The organism is Sphingobium fontiphilum, assembly GCF_014196635.1.
GTDB classification, from domain to species: domain Bacteria; phylum Pseudomonadota; class Alphaproteobacteria; order Sphingomonadales; family Sphingomonadaceae; genus Sphingobium; species Sphingobium fontiphilum.
Genome location: NZ_JACIEB010000005.1, coordinates 178413 through 199806 on the forward strand (window position 1 = coordinate 178413; position 21394 = coordinate 199806).

Sequence of the window (21394 nt, forward strand, 5' to 3'; positions counted from 1 at the left end):
TCAAGAAACAATGCGATCATCAACGGGGTAAACAGGGGCAATGGCGAACGGCCAACCGCACATCATCGTCTTCGCCAATGAAAAGGGCGGCACCGGAAAGTCGACGACAGCGGTGCATACCGCCATCGCGCTGGCGGCGCTGGGCCACAGCGTCGGCATGATCGACCTTGATCCGCGCCAGCGCACCGTCACCCGCTATATGGAAAATCGGGCCGAAACCATGCGTCGGCGCGGCATCGCCCTGCCCATGCCCGATTATACGGTGCTGCGCGGCGACACCATCGACGCGCTGGAGGAAGAGACCGCAATGGTCGGCGCGGGCAAGGATTTCCTGATCATCGACACGCCCGGCCGCGACGATGTCTTCGCCCGCCATATCGCCGCCTATGCCAATACGCTGGTCACGCCGATGAACGACAGTTTCGTCGATTTCGACCTGATCGGTCAGGTCGACAGCGAGACGTTCAAGGTCAAGCGCCTGTCCTTTTATGCCGACCTGATGTTCGAAACGCGCAAGGCCCGCGCCAAGGTCGACGGCGTGTCGATCGACTGGGTGGTGCTGCGCAACCGCGTCCAGCACCATGACGCGCGCAACAAGAAGCGCGTGGGCGAGGCGCTGATGGAATTGTCGCGCCGCGTCGGCTTTCGCGTCATCCCCGGCCTGTCGGAACGGGTCGTATTCCGCGAACTCTTCCCTTCCGGCCTCACCCTGCTCGACAAGGGGCATCTGGGCGATCTGGGCATCAGCCATATCGCCGCGCGGCAGGAATTGCGCGAAATGGTCGCCGGTTTCGCTTTGCCCATGGTGGCCGACAGCGACGCGGAGCCGAAGGACGTGGCCTGATGGGTCTGTTCGCCATCCTTGTCATCGCCCTCGCGGGCTGGTTGTTGTGGACCGGCCGGTTGCAGCGGATGACGGCCAGGGATGGCATGGCTCTGGGCATCGCCATTGTCGGCGCGGTCATGGCGGCGAAGGGCAAGCCGCTGCTGGGCGCGATCCCGCTCATCGCCTCGACCGCATTTTTCTTCTGGCGTTCCACCAGTCGCACGCCACAGCGCAAACCCGCAAAAAAATCGCTGTCTGCTATCGAACCAGGCGATGTCGCCCAGGCCCGCGCGCTGCTGGGCCTGCCCGTCGACAGCGACGAACAGATGATCCGCAACGCGCATCGTCGCCTCATCGCGTCGGTTCATCCCGATCGCGGCGGCACAGAGGCGCTGGCGGCCCAGATTAATGCTGCGCGCGACCTTTTGCTGCGCTATCAGGCCGACCGAAACAGGTCGCGCCCCGATTAAACCATCCATCCGATTGAAAGGATAAGTCGAGCCCATGGCCCACCAGTTCCACCCCACGTCCCTGCGTGAATATGATATTCGCGGGATCATCGGCGAAACCCTGGGGGACGAAGACGCCTATGCCATCGGCCGGGGTTTCGGCACGCTGATCGGCCGGGCGGGCGGCGGCAAGGTCGCCGTGGGCTATGACGGTCGCGTCAGCTCGCCCATTCTGGAAGCGGCGCTGGTCAGGGGGCTGAACGACGCCGGCATCGGCGCGGTGCGTGTCGGCATGGGGCCGACGCCGATGCTATATTATGCCGAAGCGGTGCTGGATGTGGATGGCGGCATCCAGATTACCGGCAGCCACAATCCCGCCAATTACAATGGCTTCAAAATGGTGTTTCAGCATCGCCCCTTTTTCGGCGACGACATCCAGAAGCTGGGCAGCATGGCCGCGTCGGGCGACTGGGCGGAAGGGACGGCGGGCAATGAAAACGTCGACATCATCGACCGTTATGTCGCGCGGCTGCTGGAGGATTTCGACGGCGCGGCCTATCGCATCGGCTGGGACGCGGGCAATGGCGCGGCCGGGCCGGTGGTGGAAAAGCTGGTGAAGCTGATTCCGGGTGAACATTATACGTTGTTCACCGATGTAGACGGCAATTTCCCCAACCATCATCCCGATCCCACCGAAGAGAAGAATCTGGCCGACCTGCGCGCCCTTGTCGCGGACAAGAAGCTCGACTTCGGCGTGGCTTTCGATGGCGATGGCGACCGCATCGGCGCGATCGATGGCGAAGGGCGCATCATCTGGGGCGACCAGTTGCTTGCCATCTATGCCGAACCGGTGTTGCGCGATGAACCGGGCGCCACGATTATCGCCGATGTGAAGGCGAGCCAGGCGCTGTATGACAGGGTCGCCGAACTGGGCGGCAAGCCGCTGATGTGGAAAACCGGGCACAGCCTTATCAAGTCCAAAATGAAGGAAACGGGCAGCCCCCTGGCCGGGGAAATGAGCGGCCATGTGTTCTTCAAACACCAATATTATGGCTTTGATGACGCACTCTATGCCGCCGTCCGCTTGATTCGCGCGGCGACTGCGCTGGGCAAGAGCGTGACGCAGCTTCGCGGCGAAATGCCGCCCATGGTCAATACGCCGGAAATGCGGTTCCAGGTCGATGAAAGCCGCAAATTCGCGGTCATCGGCGAAGTGCTGGATCGGCTGAAGGCGGCCGGGGCGCAGGTCAACGATACTGACGGCGCGCGGGTCAACACGGCGGATGGCTGGTGGTTGCTGCGGGCGTCCAACACCCAGGACGTTCTGGTCGCCCGTGCCGAGGCCCGCGACGAAGCGGGGCTCGAACGATTGATGGCGCAGATCGATTCGCAGTTGGCGGCTTCGGGACTGGAACGTGGCGAACAGGCCGGCCATTAAAAAAATATGAGCGACTGTCGCGGCGGTTTCCGTTACGGAAACATAGCAAAAGGCTACTGATTGCATTTTTTGCAACCGCAGACGTGATTTTCGCATTTGCAGCGAAGCGTGCTGCGGCGCAAAAGGAACGGGCCTTTCAGGCATCCTCTCCTAAAACTTTCAAGGCCGCCCTTCCCGGGCGGCTTTTTTTTTGGTCTGAACCCGTCGCCCCGCAATTGTCGGTCGCATGGATCTCGCGCCGCTTTTGGCTTGCCCGCGCGTCACGCCTCCCCCATCCTGCCGACAATCCCTTTCCCCTGATGCGGATACCGGACCCATGCGCTTTCTGCCTTTCGTCCTGCTCGCCCTTGCGCCGCAATCGCTTCCGGCTTCGCCCGCGCTGGTCGATGTGGCGACGCAACGCATCGCGCCAGAGGGAACGGCGGTGCCGCAATTCAAGGTTGACGCCGCCTGGCCGCAAATGCCCGACGATCTGCTGCTGGGTCAGGTGAGCGGCGTCGCGGTCGGGCCGGATGACAGCGTGTGGGTGGTGCACCGTCCCCATTCGCTGACCGCCACCGACACCGGGCTGGCGCAGAACCCGCCCATCGCCGTCTGTTGCAAACCGGCGCCGCCGGTCGTGCGCTTCGGCAAGGACGGCCGCTATCTGGGCGGCTGGGGCGGCGCGGCCAGCGCACCCTCGGTCGATGGCGTCGGCCAGTGGCCCAGCAGCCTGCACGGCATTTTCGTCGACGCGCAAGGCACGGTCTGGTTCGGCGGCAATGGCAAGGACGATCATGTCGTGCTCAATTATAGCCCCGACGGCAATTTCCTGCGGGCGATCGGGCGGCGCGGGGAGACGGCGGGCAACGAGTCCACCGACCGGCTGGGCAACCCATCCGACGTCAACCACAGCGACGGCATGGTGCTGGTGTCGGATGGCTATGTGAATCGCCGCGTCATCGGCTTTTCGGACAAGGATGGCGGATTTAGGGGGCGCTGGGGCGCTTATGGCAAGACGCCGGTCGCACCAACGCGGCAGGGCGCGTTCGATCAGAGCCACGCCGTCGACCCGAGCAAGGTGGCCGATCCCCAGGCCGAAATTTTCGGCGACATCGTCCATTGCGTCGTTCCCGCGCGCGACGGCCATGTCTATGTCTGCGACCGCAACAATAATCGCGCCCAGATTTTCAAGCGGGGCAAGGATGGGGCGCTCACTTTCGTGCGCGACCTGGCGATTGCGGCGGAAACCGGCGGCACCCACACGGTCACCGACATCGCCTTTTCACCCGACCCCGAACAAAGCTGGCTCTATGTCGCCGACATGATGAACGGGCGCATCTGGATATTGCGCCGGGCGACCCATGAAGTGGTCGGCTCGATCGGCCGGATCGGGCGGCAGGCGGGGCAATTCACCTGGCTGCACAGCATTGATACCGACAGCGAAGGCAATATCTATGCGACCGAGGTCAATACCGGCCGCCGGGTGCAGAAATTCGTCTTCACCGGGCTGAAATGATCCACCAACCCGGAGGAATCCCCTTGGCGACAGAGCTTTATGATCTCACCATACCGGTCTTTGTCCGTGGCCTGCGGGCGCTTTCGACCTTGCTGGAAAAGGGCGCTGCCCATGCCGCTGAAAAGGGTGTCGACCCGCTGACGCTGACAGGCGCGCGGCTGATCGAGGATATGCATCCCCTGACCGCGCAAGTGCAGTCCGCCTGCGATAGCGCCAAGGGCGCGGTTATCCGCATCGGTCAGCTCGATCCCTTTCCCATGACCGATACCGAACAGACGTTCGACGAATTGCAGGAGCGGATCGCCCGGACCATCGCCTTCCTTCAATCCGTGCCGCGCGACCGGATCGACGGGCGTGAGGATGTTGAAGTCGTGCTGAAGACTCCGAGCGGGGACTTTCCCTTCACGGGGCGCAGCCATGTGCTGACTTTTTCGCTGCCCAATTTCTATTTTCATGTGACCACCGCCTATGCGTTGCTGCGTCAGGCGGGCGTTCCGGTCGGCAAGCTTGATTATCTGGGGGGCATTTGACGCCTGCGCCTAGTGCGGTGGATTTGAAATACGCCTGTTTGCTGCGGCTTGGGGCGGAGCATATTTCAAATCCCTAAACCGCACCATCACATGCTGGGACTAAACACTGCTGCCCGCCGCCGTGCGCCTGCGGGGCGTGCCATCCGTTTCGACGGCGCGGCGCAGAGCCGCCCCGCGCCGGGAGTCCTCGCGGCCATTGCCGTGGCCGACGCAGTGATCGTCGCGCCGTCAACCCGTTCCTGTCGATCGACCCGCTGCTCGCCGTGTCGGGGCTGGCGCAGGCGCAGCGCCAAACCGCCGCGCTGGTGTCGACGTATCGCCGGCCACCGGCGGCAAGGCGGAGAAAGGCCCGACCGCCAAGATGATGAACAAACCGGGCATTGCGCTGGTCAAGGCATCCATCGCCACACACTATGGCGCGTTCCTCGACGGTCTGTTGATCGACAATGCTGAGGATGCCCCGGCGGGGCTGGCAGTCGCCCGTGCCGCCACGTCGATGCGCGACGATGCTGACAAGGCGCGCGCGGCGCAAGTGGCGCTGGATATCGACACCGCCGATGATATCGCCGCCGCGGGCGCTGCCCTTCCTTTGGGAAGGTGGTGCAGCGCGCCACTCTGCGCATGATCGGCGCGTGAACGGTGCTGCCCGCTGATGGCGGCGCCCCGGCGGAGGATTGCAGATGAAGCTGAATATGGGTGTTCCCAATTCCATGCACGTCAAGGCGATGGTGCAGCCTTGGGAGTTCGCGCTTTCCGGTGCGGAGGTGGGCGATCTGGTCGCGCAGGGGGATGCACTGGGGTTCAACAAGTGCATGCTGGGCGAACACTTCGTGATCCCGTCGCAGCACTATGACCTCTCAGGCTACCACTATTTCCACGTCGTCGTCGCGCTGGGTTATCTTGGCGGGCGCACGAAGAACATGCGCCTTTCCTCGTCCGTGTCGATCCTGCCGCTGCAAAGCCCGATCGTGCAGGCCAAGGCGTGGTCCACGCTTGACTGGATGACCGGCGGCCGCGCCGAGGCGCTGTTCGGCGTCGGCTGGCTCAAGGAAGAGTTCGACATGCTGGGCGTCGATTTCCACAAGCGCGGGCGCATGGCGGACGAATATCTCGCCGCGATGATCGAACTTTGGACATCGGACGATCCGTGCTTCGAAGGCGAGTTCGTCAATTTCAAGCACGCCGGGTTCGAACCCAAGCCGATCCAGAAGCCGCGCATCCCGATCTGGCTGGGCGGCGATGCCGAACCAGTGCTCAAGCGCGTGGCGAAGTTCGGGGATGGCTGGTCGCCGTTCCGCACTCCGCCCGAAACTTTCCCCCAATGCATCGACCTGATCAAGTCGCAGCCGGAATATGATGGCCGCCCGATCGAGGTGTTCTTCGCGCTCGAAATGCTCAACGTCGGATCGCACCATGAAGTGCTCGACGATCCGCGCGCGCCCGGTACGCGCGATGCGCAGAAGATCATCGACCAGATCGGCTGGCTTAAGGAACTGGGCATCACCGAAACCATCGTGCCGCTGCCGCCGGGTATCAAGGACAAGTCCGAATACCTTGATCGGCTCCGCTGGGTCGCCGAAGAGATCATGCCGCGCGTCTGATCGCGCACCCTTACGCAGGACCGGTATTTCAAGATGGCTACGGCGGCGCCAGATCGTCGGCCATTTCCCATGAGAGGATTATCAAGCATGAACAGGTTTGCAGGCAAGGTCGCGTTCGTGACCGGTGGCGCGGGCGGGATCGGCCGGGCCGTGGTCGAACGGCTGGTGGCCGAAGGCGCACGGGTGGCGGTAACCGACATCGTCGGCGAAGCCGCGCGCGAGGTGGCTGCGGCCCATGGCAACCAGGCCGTGGGCTTTGCGCTCGACATTGCCGATGAAGCCGCGGTGAAGGCCGCCGTGGACGGCACGATCGAGGCCTTCGGGCAGCTGGATGTGCTGGTCAACAATGCCGCGCTGACCGACATGGCAACGATGATGGCCGATACCGATGCGGTGACCATCCCCAACGACGTGTGGGACCGTACCATGCACGTCAACGCCACCGGCTATCTCTTTTGCTGCCGCCACGCCATCCCGCACATCGCGCAGGCAGGCGGCGGCGCCATTGTCAACCTCGCGTCGGGATCGGGGATGCTGGGCGACAGTGCGCGGATCGCCTATGGCGCATCGAAGGCGGCGGTCATTTCCATGACCCGCTATATGGCGACGCAGCACGGCGCGCAGAAGATTCGTTGCAACGCCATTGCCCCCGGACCGATCGTCACGCCACATTCGCGCAAGGTGGCCGGGCGCGAGTTCGACATCATTGCCCGGCACATGCCGATGGGCGAACTGGGCGAACCGGCCGATATCGCCGCGCTGGTAGCGTTCCTGGGATCGGCTGAATCGCGGTATATCAACGGGCAGGTCATCGTCATCGACGGCGGCATGTCGGCGCATCATGCCCATGTCATGGACATGATGGACTACGCCGCAGGGCAGAAGGGGTGAGCGGCGTGGGCGCCGCCACCACCGCACGCGGTTATCCGGCGCGGCAGGACCGTTTGCCGGTCGATCTTGCCGCCGTGAATGCGGCCTGGCTGCAAGGCGTGCTGCGTCACCGCTATCCGGGGATCGAGATCGCCACGATGGATGTGGTGGAAATCATTCCCGGCCACACCACCAAGGTGCGTGTGCTGGTCAGCGGGCCGGATCCGGCGGTGTTGCCGGCGGCGCTGTGCCTCAAGTCCAACTGGTCGGGCAGCCCTTTGAGCGGGGAAGCCAACGTCAACGAAGCGCGGTTCTACAAGGACTTGTGCGAAGGGCTGCACTTGCCTGCACCGCACTGTTTCTATGCCGACTGGGATGATGATGCGCAGGGCAAGCAGGGCCTGCTGGTGCTGGCCGACATGGCGCACTGGGGCGGCCGTTTCGGCACATCGGCTGAACCGATAACCATCGACCAGGCCATGCAGGGCGTTGCCGCCTTGGCCACGCTGCACGCCAGCACGTGGAACGATCCGCGGCTGGACGCGGCAGGCTGGCTGAAACGCGCGATGGCGCCCGATCACGCGGGCGACGATTACTGGGCGATGATGGCCGATCACTATGAAAAGGTGAACCGCCTGCCCGACCGCGTGGCGATGTTCCCGGCGTGGTTTGCCGACAACCCGCAGAAGCTGCGCGATGCCTGGCTGCAACTGTGCGCCCATGACATGGCCGATCCCACACCGCTGTGCCTGGTCCACGGCGATGCGCATTTGGGCAACAGCTATGGGCTGGCCGATGGCGGGCGGTTGTTCCTTGACTGGCAGATCGTGCGCAAGGGCCACGGCTGGCGCGATTACAGCTACTTCGCGGCAGGGTCGATCGCCGTGGCGGACCGTCGCGCGGGCGAACGCGATTTGCTGCGCCACTATCTCTCGGTCATGGCGCAACATGGCATCGCCATCGATTTCGATACGGCTTGGCGGGAATACCGCCGCTGGATCATCTGGGGACTGGTGTCTTGGCAATCGAATATCAACCCCAAGGAAGCCACGCTGCCATCGCTCGAACGCTTTTGCGTGGCCGCCACCGATCTTGAAATCCACAAACTCTACGATGTCTAGGAGCAGTACAGGCATATGACCGCGATCAATCACATATGGGCGCAACTGCCGCCGATGCCGCGTGAACAGCTTGTCGCGGCGGTGGCGGGTTATGAATCCGCCGGGCTGGAGGGGATCTGGGCATCGCAGACTTTCGGCGCGCCGTTCCTGCCGCTGTCCGCTGCTGCTGCGGTGAGCGAGAAGGTCAAGCTGGGCACCGGCATCGCGCTGGCCTTTGTGCGCAGCCCGCTGGAAACCGCTTGCAACATCATGGACCTTGACCTGATCAGCGGCGGCCGTGCGGTTCTGGGGCTGGGGTCGAGCGCGCAGAGCCTCACCGAAGGCGCGTTTGGATCGTCCTATGGCAAGCCGCTGACACACATGCGTGAAGTGATCGGCATGGTGCGCCAGATCGTGGCCAAGGGACATACCGGCGAGCTCGGCGTGCTCGAAGGCGAGTACCACAGGCTTGATCTGGCCAATTTCCGCACGCTGGCCCCCCCAGTTCGGACGGAGATTCCGATCTACCTGCCCGCCGTATTCCAGAACGCGTGCGAGATGGCCGGCGAAACCACAGATGGTCTGCTGGGCCACCCGTTGTGGAACGCGCAATGGATCCGCGATGTTGCCGCCCCGGCGCTCAAGCGCGGGCTGGACAAGGCCGGTCGGCCGCGCAGCGCGGTGACGGTGAACCTGCAGATGTTCGTCGCGGTGAACCCCGACAAGCGCGAGGCGATCAACGATGCGCGCGCCAACGTGGCGTTCTACAGCCAGTCGCCGCAGTACCTGCGCTATTTCGACGGGATCGGCATGGGTGATCCGGCGCGGGCCTTGCAGGAACGCTTTGCCGCGGGCGATCTGGCCGGAATGGTCGCGGCCTGCACCGACGAGATGGTGGAAAGCATCGCGCTGGTCGGCCCGAAGGACGAAGTGCTGCGCCGTTTCCACGAAAGGGTGGAACACGCCGACGCCTGCACCCCAGTGATCCCGCACTACGGCCTGGAGCCGGACAAGATGGCGTTTTATTCGGCCGGCATTGCCGACCTGTTCTATGGCAATTGAAAGGCTGATCGTGGCTGACATCGAAGCAAACAAGGCTGTGGCCCGCCGTTACATGCAGGCAGTGGTCGATGGCGATATCGCCACGATCGAGGCGTTGCAGCATCCCGATTGCACCTGGTGGATTCTGGGCTTTGGCGACATGACGCGCGCCGATTTCATCGCCAGCGTGCGCGACGGGCTGCTCACCGCCAACCGCCGCGTCGCCGATATCGTCGGCATCACCGCCGAGGGTGACCGGGTTGCCGTGGAAGTGCGGGGGGAAATGACCTTTCCCCACACCGTCTATCGCAACGAATACCACAACCTGCTGATCGTGCGTGATGGCCTGATCGTTTCGGGCAAGGAATATATGGACACGCGCGCCGCCGCCGCCGCCTTTGGTCCCGCCGCCGAAGGGGCCGCGTAATGGCCGAAATTACCGGGGTTCCCGAATACGACGAAGCCGCCATCCAGCGCATTCGCGATTTCGTCGAGGCGACGATGGGCGGGCGGATCGTGCGGATGGAACAGCAGGTGCGCTGGCGTCCGGCGTGGTTTGCCGATGTCGAGGTGGACGGAAAGATCACCGAACTGCACTTGCGCGGCGACCGTACCGGAGACGTGGCGATCTTTCCCGATCTGAAGCGCGAAGCCGATATCATCAGCGTGCTGTACGATCAGGGCATCCCGGTGCCGCAAGTCCACGGCTATCTGGCCGATCCACCGTGCATCGTGATGGAATCGATTCAGGGCACGCGCGACCTGTCCGGTCTTTCCGCCGAGGCGCACAGCGCGATCGGGCGCGAATACATGGCCGCCGTGGCCGCCATGCACAAGGTGCCGGTCGAAGCCTTCGCCGATGTCGACATCCACGTGCCGCAGGGGGCCGAGGAGATCGCGCTGATCGGGCTGAATACCTACATGCCGCAATATCTGCGCACCAAGAAGCGGCCCGAACCGCTGCTGGAGTTCGTGATCCAGTGGATCCGGCGCAACGTGCCGCGCCACCGTACGCGCGCGGCGTTCATCCAGTTCGATTCCGGGCAGTTCCTGGTTCACGAGCAGCGCATGACCAAGCTCTACGATTTCGAGTTCAGCATGATTGGCGATCCGATGGTGGATCTGGCCACCATGGGCATGCGCAACACGATCGAACCGATGGGCGCGCCGCTGCCCGAACTGTTCGGCTACTATGAACAGGCCAGCGGCGAACCGCTGGACCATGATGCCATCCTGTTCCACGTCCTGCAGTTCTCGTTGCTCGGCACGATGCAGTTCACCGGCACGGTTGCCGATCCGCGCCCGGCCGATCCGCATTCGGTCTATCTCCAGTTCGATCTGGCGCTGCGCCGGTCGATCCTGCTGGCGCTTTCGCAACTCGCCGGGGTGCCCTTGCCAGAACTGCCGCCGCTGGCGGAACGGACCGGCGACAACGCCACCCTGATCCGCAAACTGGCCGATACGCTGTCCGGGGTCGCGCCGCGCGATCCGGTGGCCGAAGGGCACAAGGCGCAGGTGGTGGAACTGATCGAATGGGTGGCGCGGGCCGATGCCCATGGCGCCGCGATGGTCGCGCGCAACATCGCCGAAGTCAGCGCCTTCCTGAAGCGGGATTTTGCCGATTGGCCTTCCGCCGAAGCGGCGCTTGAAGCCTTCGTGCTGGCGGCTGGACCGGATCAGGACGCCGCGCTGATAACCCTGCTGGGCGCGATCGAAGGCCGCCGCCTGCAGGTGTTCGGCCCGACCTCCATCGGTGAGGCGGCACTGCATGTGCGCCTGCCGCAAAGCCGCCTGGACGGAGCCTGATATGATGACCGCCACGCCAGAAACCGCGCCTGCCGCCGCGACCAGCGAAATCTCGCGCGATTTCGCCGCCGTCAGCAGCGTCTACGGCACCGATATCGCCGATCCGCACGCCGTCTACCGCGAATACCGCAAGACGCGGCCGGTGATGGTGGGCGATATTCTGGCCGAATGGAACGTGCCGTCGCAGGCGGACTATGCCAATCTGGGGCGGCAGGTCTTCACGCTGTTCCGTTATGACGATGTGCTGGCCGTGCTGCGCGACCCGGCGACGTTCACCAGCACCTTGTTGCAGGAAGGGCTGGGGCAGTTCCTTGGCGGGTTCCTGCTAACCGGGATGGACGATGCCACGCACAAGGTGGCGCGCAAGCTGCTGGCCCCGGCCTTTTCGCCGCGTGTCATTGCCGGGTGGAAGACGCTGCTGACGCCGGTGGTGCGCGATGCGGTGGCCCGGCTGGAACCGCGTGGCAGGGCCGAACTGATGGAAGACCTGCTGCTTCCGCTGCCGGTCCGGCTGATCTACGAAATCATCGGCTTCCCCAAGGACGAAGCGCGCACGCAGGAGTTTGCCGCGCGTGGCATGCGCATCCTCGTCGGGCCGCAGCGCGATCCCGAAAAGGCAAAGGCCAGCATGGCCGCCGCCTTTGCCGCCGCACAGGAGCTTTACGATGATACGCTCGAAGTGGTGCGCCAGCGCCGGGCCGAAGGGTCGGTTGGTGAAGACCTGATCGGCTACCTGCTGCGCGCCGAGGCAGACGGCGAACGGCTCGACGATGCGCACATCACCGAGCTGATCCGCCAGATGCTGCCCGCCGCCGCGGAAACGACGACGCGATCGTTCGGCAGCATGATGGTGGCGCTGCTGGAACAGCCCGCGCTGCTGGAGCGCATCCGCAACGACCGCACGCTGGTGCCCAAGGCGATCAACGAAGGGATGCGTTGGGAAACCGCATCGCAGTTCCTGGCCCGGCAGGCGACCGTGGATGTGGAGTTCCACGGCGTGAAGATCCCGGCAGGCGCGGCGCTTTCGCTGTGCTCGGGGTCAGCCAACCGCGACGAGGCCGTGTTCGACAACCCCGACGTTTTCGACATCGACAGGCCGCAGAAAGTCAACGTCGGCTTTGGCGCTGGCACGCACATGTGCCTGGGGATGCCGGTGGCCAAGACCGAAATGGAAGCGATGCTCAACGCCCTGCTCGATCTGCCCAATCTGCGGCTTGATCCCGATCAGCCGCCGCCGGTGATCGTCGGCGCGCAGTTGCGCGGGCCGCGCGCGCTGCACGTGGTGTGGGGGTGATGGCATGACCGGGATGGGGAGGGGCAAGGTGGCGCTGGTCACCGCAGCGGGCGCGGGCATCGGCCTCGCCACCGCCGAAGGCTTTGCCCGGCGCGGCGCGCGGGTCATGCTTTCGGACATCAACGCCGTAACCGGTGCCGCTGCGGCCGAGCGGCTGCGCAACGAAGGCCACGACGTGCGCTTCATGCGCGCCGACGCCACGGCGGAGGCCGATGTGGCCGCGCTGGTCACCGAAACGGTGGGGGCGTTCGGCGGGCTGCACATTGCCGCGAATATCGTCGGCGATGCGCACCGCGATGCGTCGGGCGCGGATTTCCACGAACAGTCGCTGGAATCGTGGGAGCATACCCAGGCGGTCAGCCTGCGCAGCGTGTTCCTGTCGATGAAGCACGAAATCGCGCACATGATCCAGCATGGCGGCGGTGCGATCTGCAACGTCACCTCGCTGGCCGGGCTGCTGCATGTCGGCGCGGCCGGGGCCGCCTATGCCGCGGCCAAGGCCGGGGTCGTGCGGCTGACCAAGTTTGCCGCCATATCCTATGCCGATCGCGGCGTGCGGGTGAACTGCATCGCGCCGGGGGTGACCCCGACCGAAGCCTATAACAAGGCGGGCGCGGAAATGGGGCAGATGGTGATCGACCACCTGCTTCCCAACCAGCCAATCCGGCGGGTCATCGCCACGTCCGAACAGGCCGATGCGATTGCATGGCTGTGCAGCGATCAGGCGGCGATGGTCACTGGCCATGTCCTGCCGGTCGATGGAGGTTGGACGGCACAATAGAACAGGAGAGCGCCATGGCTTTGCGGATTATTCACTGGGCAACCGGACACACCGGCAAGATGGTCATCCGCGCCACGGCGGAACGGCCGGATTACTCCATCGTCGGTGGGTTCACCTACAATCCCGCAAAGGCCGGGCAGGATATCGGGACCGTGGCCGGCACCGCCCCGCTGGGTGTGGCGCTGACCAATGACCGCGCGGCGATCCTGGCGCTTGAGGCGGACTGCGTGCTGTTCCTTGCGGGCGCGGAAAACGATGTGCCAGGCAGCATTGCCGATATCTGCGCGTTACTGGAATCGGGCAAGAACGTGGTCACCACGGCGGCCAACTTCATCTACCCCAAATCGCTCGGCCCGGACGTGGAGGCGGCGCTGGCGGCGGCCTGCGCCAGGGGCGGCTCGACCTTCCACGGCCTTGGCATCATGCCCGGCTTCCTTGCCGAATCCGTGCCGCTTTACCTCGCGCGGCTTTCGCGCCGGGTGGACCGGATGGTGGCGTCCGAAACGCTGATGTACGACAAGTATCCCAGCACCTACCAGATGTTCGACCTGATGGGCTTCGGCTTTGCACCCGACGATCCGACCCCTGCCTTCGCCAATGTCGATCTGGTGGGCGAGACATGGCGCCATTCCGGCATGCTCGTGGCTGATGTGCTGGGGTTGCCGATCGACCGGATCGAGAATTTCCGCAACGTGGCCGTGACGCCGCGCGACCTGCAGGTGGCGGCAGGCACGATCCCGGCGGGAACGGTGGGCGCGATGAACTTTGGCGTGCGGGTGATTTCCGGCGGGCGTGAACGCATCGTGTTGCAGCACTTTACCCGCATGGCCGAGGATCTTGCCCCCGAATGGCCGCAAGGTCATGGCTGGCTGATCGATCTTGAAGGCGAACCGACGATCAACGCGCGGATCGACATCGGATCGGAAAGCGTGATGCCGACCGACGATGCCTGTATGGCCACCGCGATGCACGCAATTCACGCTGTGCCCTATGTCGTGGCGGCCGCGCCGGGCATCATGTTGTTGACCGATGCCCCGCCGCTGGCCGGGACCGATGCGTTTCACCAGCCGGCGCCAGCCGGTGCCTGACCGCGCGCCGCAACCGCAAGCGCCCGAACCGCAAGCAGTCGCCAACGCGTGGATCGACGCCGCCATGGCGGGCGATGTCGCGGCGCTGCGGGGCCTGTTCGCACCCGATTGCCGGATTCTGGTGGCCGGGGACATGCCGTTCTGCGGATGGATGGATGTCGATGCCTTCTTCGCGCAAACCGCCATCCTGCCGCTGGCCGGGCCGATGGTGTTCGAAATCGGGGAAATGGTGGCGCAGGGCGAGCGGGTGTGGTTCGAAGCCCAAAGCGCGGCAAAGCTGGCCGACGGCGCGGATTATCGCAACATCTACATCTTCCAGTTGCAGGTCCGCGAAGGGCGCATCGTCGAATACAAGGAGTTTGCCGATACGCTGCACATCTGGCGGGTGATCGACGATCCGCGCGTGCGCGGCGCGCCCATCGCGCGCCAGCCGCTGCTGGTCAATGTCCGGCGGCGGCTGGTCGGCAACGCGGTGGCGGGCGAAACCGCTCACGAAGCGTAGGCATACTCCCCGCCCTTGGCGATGGTCGCGCGGAAGGACGGGCGCGCGTGGACGCGCCCCAGCCACGCCTGCATGTTCGGGTAGGCATCGATCCCGATCAGCGCCCGCGCAAGTTCGGCAACGAAGCTCACCTGAATATCGGCCACGCTGAAACGGTCGCCCAGCAGGTAGTCGCGCCCTTCCAGCGACTGTTCGATATAGTTCAGTACGCTGGTAAACTCGGCATCGGCGCGCTCGTCGAACGCCGTGCCGGCCAGCCCGGCCGCCAGTCCATAAACCTTGAGCATGATCGGCATGGTGCCGATCGACACCGCAATGTGCATCCATTCCAGGTAACGCATCAAGTCGGGGCTGTCGTCCGCCGGAACCAGCCCGCCATCACCGTGGCGGCGCAGGATGTAGTCGATGATCGCCCCGGATTCGACCATTACCCCATCTTCGGTTTCCAGCGCCGGTGCCTTGCCGATGGGGTGCGCGGCCTTGAGCGCGGGCGGTCCCATGCGCGTTTCGGGGTGCCGTTCGTGGCGCACCACTTCGAACGGCAGGCCCAGTTCTTCCAGCAGCCAGTATACCCGGAACGATCGGCTGTGGTTGAGATGGTGCAGCTTGAGCATTGCGTGGACTCCTGAAATCAAGCTTCAATCCGCCGTGGCGCGCGGATAGGCATCGGGAAAGAGGTGATCGAGCGGGGCCAGCCCGCGGGTCACGATCGGGCCGGGATAATCGCGCAGCAATTGCAGGCGACGCATCTGGCGGCGGTGGAAGTAGCGCACCAGATCGCGGTCGCGGTCGGGCGCAGCCTGTTCGACAAAGGCGTCGAGTTGCGCTTCCAGCAAGGAGGCCTGCGCATCGGCCATGCCCAGAATGGTGCGTGCATCATCGAGTTCCGCCTGCGCGATGGCGTCACCGCTTTCGGCCAGGCGTTGCAGGTAAAGCGCGAGCGACTGCGCCGGCGGGGCGCGGAAGAAGCCCTCTGTCGGCAGCGCCCCGCACTGCGCCACCAGATCGCGCCAGGCATAGGCATCGCGCGGGGGCGTGGCGGGCACCGGTTGTACCGGATCAAGCGCGTATCCTTCGCCTTCGGCAATCGCTTCGAGCGCGGCACGGGTCGCGCCCATGGCCCATGAAAGATATTCGACATAGGCGGGATGCGGGGTGACCTTGCGGAATGTGGCCTTGGTCATCATGGGTACGGCGATGAACAGCAGCACGGTGTAATAGGTCAGCACCGGCCAGTCGATCGTGCAGCCGCTGTCGCGCACATAGCGGGCAAAGACCGCCGCCACATCGCTGATCGGTTCGTTGATGTCGCGCACGCGGATCGAAGCGAGATCGGCGAGCGGATCGCCCAGCTTGGCCAGTTCAAGATCGTAGAGCGCGGTCACGCGCTGCCCGTTGTGGAAGAATTGCGGCGCATCCCCGATCAGCAGCACGCTGGTGTCGCGGTGGAGCGGCAGGTGGCGGCGCAACCAGCCGGTGACAAAGCGCAGCAGCGCATCGGGCTGGTCTTCGGCTTCGTAATGGCTTTCTGAAAGCAGCAGGTAATCGAGCGCCACCGCTTCGGCATTTTTGCCCGGCTTCAGCCCCGCCGCGACGAAGGGCGCGATGTCCAGCGCGTGGATGCGGGCTAGGTGCCCGGCATAGTCTTCGACCATGCCCTGCACCGCCGGATCGCCATCGACATCGCCCAGGAAGGGCGTGTCGTTCATGTGCGCCATGACGATGGCTTCGGGTTGCGGGCACCAGCCATGGATATGCGGCACTGGGATGCCATTGGCCTGCAACAGTCTGAGCACGTCGTATTCGCGGCGCAGCGGGCAGATGCCCAGCCCGCTGGGGCGGTCGCCGCGCACATGCAGCGCCAGCGTTTCGCCGCCGCGCTCGACCGTGACCTGCCACGACGGGCGCCAGCGCGGCAGCCGTTCGAAGGCAGTGACCGTGCCACCGATGTGTTCAGCCAGCCACGCGCGAATCTGCGCCTCTTCGTCGGCCACGGCAGCGTCGGACGCTGCCGCGCTCATGCCGGGGTGTCCGCCGCGGCAGCAGGGTAATCGACGATGGCGCGGCACCGCTGGTAGGCCGGGCGCGCTTCGATCCGTTCGACATAGGCGGCAATGGCGGGGTGGCCTTCGACATCGACCGGCACGTACTGGCGAGTCATCGTGAAGGGGAAGGTCATCATCACGTCGGCGGCGGTAAAGCTGTCTCCGGCGAAGAACGGAACCTCCTCCAGCCGTGCGTTGACGAATTGAAGCAATTGCGCGATCCGCTGGCGCGCATAGAGGCGCGTCGGGTGATCCTCCTCTACCCCGCCGAAACCCGCCATGATCTCGCTGACCAGCGCGGGCATCATGGTCGATTCGGCAAAGTGGAACCAGTAGAGGTAATCGGCATAATTGGGCGCATCGGCGGACACGGCCAGCGCGCCATTGCCCTGAGTCGTCGCCAGATATTCGATCACCGCGCCGCTTTCGGCAATGTTGCGCCCGTCGATGCCCAGCACTGGCGAAGAGCCAAGCGGGTGGAGCGCCTTGTACGCGGGTTCGGCCTGCATCGTCACCGGCAAGCGGCGGAAAAACTCGATAGCATAAGGCGCGCCAAGTTCTTCCATCAACCAGACCGCGCGTTCCGAGCGTGAGCGTTCAAGCTGGTAGATCGTGATACCCATGGTTCAGGCCTCCGCCGGTTGGGGTGGGGGGGCGGCATGCTGGCCGGTCATGTGCAGCGCGGCCAGATAGCCGTAGAGCATGCCCCTGGTGTTTGCGATGCCGCTGTTGTAGCCGCCGCCGATATCGAGCCACGCGGCCGAATTGCCAGCCGCATAAAGCCCGCCGATCGGCTGGTCGTCGGCGTTGAGCACACGCCCGTCTGTGTCGATGGGCAGACCGGCGGTGGGCACGCCCATCGTCACGCGTTCGATCTTAACGGCGTGGAACGGCGGTTTTTCAATCGGCGCCATGTTGGGGTTCAGCAGGCGCGGATCGCCGGTCATGATCCGGCCCCACGGCACGCTGCCGCGCGAAAAGTCCTCGTCCATCCCGGTCACGCAGAAGCTGTTGAAACGGCGCACCGTATCTTCCAGTCCGCGCGCGTTCATGCCCACGCGTTCGGCCAGTTCGGTGATCGTGTCGGCGCTGGTCGCCATGCCTTCGGGCAGGGGCTGGCCGGGCCAGCTCGGCATCAGGCCGTACTTGTCCAGCATGTTCTGGTCGAACACGATCCATGCAGGCCAGTTCGGCTGGCCTTGTTCCTGCCCGTCGAACCGGCCGACCTTGGTGGCGACATCGGGGTAGAAGCCATCGTTGGCAAAGCGGCGGCCATAACGGTTCACCGCGATGCTGTGCGGCGCGCCAGGCAACCACATGCGGTAGGATGGCTGGCCATAGATGGTTTCGGTCGGCACCTTATAGCCGACGAAAATGGGGGTCTGGGCCGGTGCGCGCGCCGGAACGGCAATGGCCCCTGCTTTTGCCGCCATGACAATGTGATCGCCCGCGACGCTTGGAGGGGCCATGCTGCCCGCGACCGGCAAGGCATCGAAGGCGCTCACGAACGACGGTTTCCAGTCATACCCGCCGGTGGCCAGCACCACGCCCAGCCGGGCGCGCACGCGCCGCGTGGCGCCGCCTTCGTCGCGCAGGACCACCCCGGTCACCTCGTCCGCTTCGACAACAAGGTCGATCACTGCGTTGGATGTGCGCATCTCCACGCCCATGTCCCGTGCGGCCAGCACCTGCGCGGCGGCAAGGCCGGCCCCGGCGCAGCGCTCGTCCGCCGCAAGGTGGCGTTCGAGGCACGCGCCAACATGTTCGCCGCCGTCCTGCATCTCTACCCATTCGTTCGACGTGGTGTAGCTGTAGCCATCGCCATAGGGGGAGGTCAGTACCTTCGCCGCAAGATCGCCCAGCCGTTCGGCCCTGAACGGCGCGACCTCGACATAACGGCCTTCGCGTTTCGACCCGGTGACGGCGGGAAAGTAGTAGTCGGGCAGGCCCCGGACCACGGTCATCGGGATGCCGATGGTGTCGGTCATGTAGCGCAGCGCCTCGCGCCCGCGTTCGATGAAGACCTTGCGCCGGTCCGGCGTGGCGAAGCCTTGCGAGAGGTGGGTAAGATAGGCATCGGCATCAGCGTCGCTGTCGGCCATGCCCTCGCCATCCTGAAGATGGTGCGGCCCCAGCCAGAGCTGGCCCGAAGACAGCGCCGACACGCCGCCAAGCAGATGGAATTTTTCCGCAACCAGCACGCTTGCTCCGCGGTGCGCGGCGGTCAGCGCGGCCGACATGCCGCCAAGCCCGGACCCTACGCAGACTACGTCGAAAACCTCATCCCAATGCACTGCACTTCTCCCGGCAATTCTCGCGATCGCCATCCTGCTTGGTGCGCTGCCTGGCGCACGCGGGAACCTATCCTTGTCTAGGGGCGGGGAATTACCCGGCGCATACTGTGCGCGCGTCACGCCGACGCCCCGATGCGTTTGCAATTGGCTGGTTCACGACAGATTTTGTGCTGGCATATGCGCAGGCTTGGGCGTTGGTAGGCAAAACAAGGCGCCGAATCGTGGTTTGCGGCGCAATAGTTCGATGAGGAGACCTGCCGTGGCCACTGCCGCTACTCACCCTGCCCATGTGCCCGAAGATCTTGTGGTCACCCTGCCGCTCTACGCCCGCAAGCGGGTGGACGAATGCCCGCAGGAAACGATGATCCCGCAGCTTCAGGCGACCCTGCCGCCGATCAGCTATGTCACTAACATCTTCCCCGGCGATCAGCCCGGCTGGCTGCTGACCAGCTATGAAGACACGATGAAGATGCTCCGCGATCCCGACAATTTCACCAAGAACGGGATGGGCAAGTGGGCGCAGAACATCGGCGAAGACTGGCTGGTCATCCCGACCGAGGCCGATCCGCCGATCCACACCGCCTATCGGGCCGCGCTGAACCCCAAGTTCGCGCCGCAGAACATGGCCGCCATGCGCGATCAGGTGCGCGAACGCGCCAAGGTGCTGATCGCCAGGTTCAAGGATCGCGGGCATTGCGATTTCGTTGACGAGTTTTCCGAAAAATACCCGATCAACATCGTGCTTGACCTGCTCGACCTGCCGCAGGACCGCATGGCCGAGTTCCTGACCTGGGAAAAGGAAATGCTGCACACCAACGACTGGGAAGTGCGCGGCAATGCGGTGCGAAAGGTCAAGGCCTACCTGATGGGCGTGATCGAGGAGCGCCAGAAGAACCCCGGCGACGATTATATCAGCAAGATCTTCGATAACGAAGTGGATGGCCGCAAGTGGAACGTCACCGAAGTCTTCGGCCACTGCTTCAACCTCTACATTGGCGGGCTGGATACGGTCACTTCGCTGTTGGGCAATATCTTCTGCTATCTGGGGCGTTACCCGGAAAGGCAGCGCGAACTGCGCGATAAGCCGGGCCTTATCGTGACCGCGGTGGAAGAGTTCCTGCGGGCCTACGCCCCGGTCACCGCCTTCCGCATCGCCGCCAAGGAAATCGAAATCCGCGGCCAGAAGATCATGCCGGGCGAATATGTCTCGGTGGCAACGCCGGTCACCGGCTATGACCCGACCTACTACGATTCGCCCGAACAGGTGCGCTTCGACCGCAAGGCTCCGCACATTTCACTGGGCGGCGGCATCCACAAGTGCCTGGGCATGCACCTGGCGCGGATGGAGCTACAGATCGCCATGGAGGAGTTCCTTGGCACTCTGCCGGAGTTCCGCATCAAGGATGGCTTCAAGGTGCAGTACTTCGTGGGCAACATCATGCATGTGCCCGCGCTTGAACTGCAATGGTAACCGCAAGGCGGGGGCGCTGAGCGCGTCCCCGATTGCCATCCCGGCGGCGCGCCGATACGGCGGGTCCGGCAACAAGGACGGGGCCGGGGGTTCTAATGTCATGCGAAAGGATGCGGCGCGCAATCGGGACCGACTGATCGCCGCAGCGCGCGAAGCCTTCCGCGCCGGGGCCGCCGATATCTCGCTGGAAGACATCGCCGCGCGGGCGGGGGTGGGTCGCAGCACGCTGTTCCGCAACTTTGCCGACCGGGTCGACCTGATCCGGGCGGTTCAGGCGGTGGAGCAGGAGGCCATTGCCGCAGAATGCGCCGCGCTGGGCGAACGGCCCGATGCCGTTTTCGCGTTGATGCGCACTGTGGCGCGCCTGACCTTCATCTACCGCGCGATGGACGATACGCTGCTGGCGAGCCCGGCCGGAAAGGCCATGATGGTCGAAGCCGCGCGCGAAACGGCGGCTCTCTTTGTCGCGCCGGTAGCGCGCGCCAAGGCCGCCGGGCTGGTGCGCGGCGACGTGTCGGTCGACGATATCCTAGTTGCCTGCAACATGATCGGCAGCGCCCAGGGCAGCGATTTTTCGACCGGGGAGAGCGTTTTCGAGCAGGGATTTGCGCTGATGCTCAAGGGTATCGGCGGCCCGACAGCACGAGACTGGACTTGCGGGTGCGACAGGATACCGGCGGTGTCAAAAGATGGGACTTGCAGTTCCACTTATTGATTGCCAAGGGTTCTTCAGGCCGGCGGCGAATCGGCTCTGGCGAAG

22 protein-coding genes are annotated in these 21394 nt (G+C 64.6%); 18 read left to right on the top strand and 4 right to left on the bottom strand.

Annotated elements, in window-relative coordinates; all coding sequences use genetic code 11:
• The first annotated feature begins 40 nt into the window (after positions 1-40).
• From GGR44_RS11705 to GGR44_RS11780, 16 genes are all read left to right on the top strand, one after another.
• Positions 41-844, top strand: a complete 804-nt coding sequence (locus GGR44_RS11705; RefSeq protein ID WP_183955764.1) for a division plane positioning ATPase MipZ — start codon at positions 41-43, stop codon at positions 842-844.
• The gene (locus GGR44_RS11710) at positions 844-1296 is read left to right on the top strand and encodes a J domain-containing protein (protein WP_183955765.1); all 453 of its coding nucleotides are present in this window, start codon (positions 844-846) and stop codon (positions 1294-1296) included. The genes GGR44_RS11705 and GGR44_RS11710 overlap by 1 nt, the downstream gene beginning before the upstream one ends.
• Positions 1297-1330: 34 nt before the next feature.
• On the top strand, positions 1331-2713 hold the full coding sequence (gene pgmG, locus GGR44_RS11715) for a phosphoglucomutase/phosphomannomutase PgmG (RefSeq protein WP_183955766.1): 1383 nt from the start codon (positions 1331-1333) through the stop codon (positions 2711-2713).
• A 316-nt stretch (positions 2714-3029) separates the two neighbouring features.
• On the top strand, positions 3030-4211 hold the full coding sequence (locus tag GGR44_RS11720) for an NHL repeat-containing protein (protein WP_183955767.1): 1182 nt from the start codon (positions 3030-3032) through the stop codon (positions 4209-4211).
• 23 nt (positions 4212-4234) lie between these two features.
• A complete protein-coding gene (locus tag GGR44_RS11725) occupies positions 4235-4741 on the top strand; it encodes a DUF1993 domain-containing protein (protein ID WP_183955768.1) in 507 nt (168 codons plus the stop codon).
• Between the two features lie 361 nt (positions 4742-5102).
• Positions 5103-5366 (top strand): hypothetical protein, encoded by a 264-nt coding sequence (locus tag GGR44_RS11730; protein WP_183955769.1) that lies wholly within the window; start codon positions 5103-5105, stop codon positions 5364-5366.
• 55 nt (positions 5367-5421) lie between these two features.
• Positions 5422-6342 (top strand): TIGR03619 family F420-dependent LLM class oxidoreductase, encoded by a 921-nt coding sequence (locus GGR44_RS11735; RefSeq protein WP_183955770.1) that lies wholly within the window; start codon positions 5422-5424, stop codon positions 6340-6342.
• 87 nt (positions 6343-6429) lie between these two features.
• Positions 6430-7233: an SDR family NAD(P)-dependent oxidoreductase gene (locus GGR44_RS11740; RefSeq protein ID WP_183955771.1), complete on the top strand. Its 804-nt coding sequence runs from the start codon at positions 6430-6432 to the stop codon at positions 7231-7233.
• Complete coding sequence (locus GGR44_RS11745; protein WP_183955772.1) at positions 7230-8333, top strand: phosphotransferase family protein; 1104 nt, start codon at positions 7230-7232, stop codon at positions 8331-8333. The genes GGR44_RS11740 and GGR44_RS11745 overlap by 4 nt, the downstream gene beginning before the upstream one ends.
• Positions 8334-8348: 15 nt before the next feature.
• On the top strand, positions 8349-9374 hold the full coding sequence (locus GGR44_RS11750) for an LLM class flavin-dependent oxidoreductase (protein WP_183955773.1): 1026 nt from the start codon (positions 8349-8351) through the stop codon (positions 9372-9374).
• 10 nt (positions 9375-9384) lie between these two features.
• Positions 9385-9780, top strand: a complete 396-nt coding sequence (locus GGR44_RS11755) for a nuclear transport factor 2 family protein (RefSeq protein ID WP_183955774.1) — start codon at positions 9385-9387, stop codon at positions 9778-9780.
• On the top strand, positions 9780-11159 hold the full coding sequence (locus tag GGR44_RS11760; protein WP_183955775.1) for a phosphotransferase: 1380 nt from the start codon (positions 9780-9782) through the stop codon (positions 11157-11159). The genes GGR44_RS11755 and GGR44_RS11760 overlap by 1 nt, the downstream gene beginning before the upstream one ends.
• A 1-nt stretch (position 11160) precedes the next feature.
• Entirely contained in the window at positions 11161-12453 is a 1293-nt protein-coding gene (locus GGR44_RS11765; RefSeq protein ID WP_221214358.1) for a cytochrome P450, read from the top strand.
• Between the two features lie 4 nt (positions 12454-12457).
• Complete coding sequence (locus GGR44_RS11770) at positions 12458-13234, top strand: SDR family NAD(P)-dependent oxidoreductase (RefSeq protein ID WP_183955776.1); 777 nt, start codon at positions 12458-12460, stop codon at positions 13232-13234.
• A 14-nt stretch (positions 13235-13248) separates the two neighbouring features.
• The gene (locus GGR44_RS11775) at positions 13249-14322 is read left to right on the top strand and encodes an NAD(P)H-dependent amine dehydrogenase family protein (protein ID WP_183955777.1); all 1074 of its coding nucleotides are present in this window, start codon (positions 13249-13251) and stop codon (positions 14320-14322) included.
• Positions 14288-14824: a nuclear transport factor 2 family protein gene (locus tag GGR44_RS11780; protein ID WP_183955778.1), complete on the top strand. Its 537-nt coding sequence runs from the start codon at positions 14288-14290 to the stop codon at positions 14822-14824. Before GGR44_RS11775 ends, GGR44_RS11780 begins: the two co-directional genes overlap by 35 nt.
• Here the strand turns inward: GGR44_RS11780 and GGR44_RS11785 are convergent.
• From GGR44_RS11785 to GGR44_RS11800, 4 genes are read right to left on the bottom strand one after another with little or no spacing between them, the layout of a single operon-like run.
• On the bottom strand, positions 14812-15438 hold the full coding sequence (locus GGR44_RS11785) for a glutathione S-transferase family protein (protein WP_183955779.1): 627 nt from the start codon (positions 15436-15438) through the stop codon (positions 14812-14814). The genes GGR44_RS11780 and GGR44_RS11785 overlap by 13 nt on opposite strands.
• Before the next feature lie 24 nt (positions 15439-15462).
• On the bottom strand, positions 15463-16845 hold the full coding sequence (locus tag GGR44_RS11790; RefSeq protein ID WP_183955780.1) for a phosphotransferase: 1383 nt from the start codon (positions 16843-16845) through the stop codon (positions 15463-15465).
• Positions 16842-17492: a glutathione S-transferase family protein gene (locus GGR44_RS11795; protein ID WP_183955781.1), complete on the bottom strand. Its 651-nt coding sequence runs from the start codon at positions 17490-17492 to the stop codon at positions 16842-16844. The genes GGR44_RS11790 and GGR44_RS11795 overlap by 4 nt, the downstream gene beginning before the upstream one ends.
• Positions 17493-17495: 3 nt before the next feature.
• Positions 17496-19196, bottom strand: a complete 1701-nt coding sequence (locus tag GGR44_RS11800; protein ID WP_281374230.1) for an FAD-dependent oxidoreductase — start codon at positions 19194-19196, stop codon at positions 17496-17498.
• A 226-nt stretch (positions 19197-19422) separates the two neighbouring features.
• Here GGR44_RS11800 and GGR44_RS11805 point away from each other — a divergent pair, with 226 nt between their 5' ends.
• Positions 19423-20634: a cytochrome P450 gene (locus GGR44_RS11805; RefSeq protein WP_343052332.1), complete on the top strand. Its 1212-nt coding sequence runs from the start codon at positions 19423-19425 to the stop codon at positions 20632-20634.
• A gap of 100 nt (positions 20635-20734) precedes the next feature.
• Positions 20735-21349 (top strand): TetR/AcrR family transcriptional regulator, encoded by a 615-nt coding sequence (locus tag GGR44_RS11810; protein WP_183955784.1) that lies wholly within the window; start codon positions 20735-20737, stop codon positions 21347-21349.
• Positions 21350-21394 lie beyond the last annotated feature (45 nt).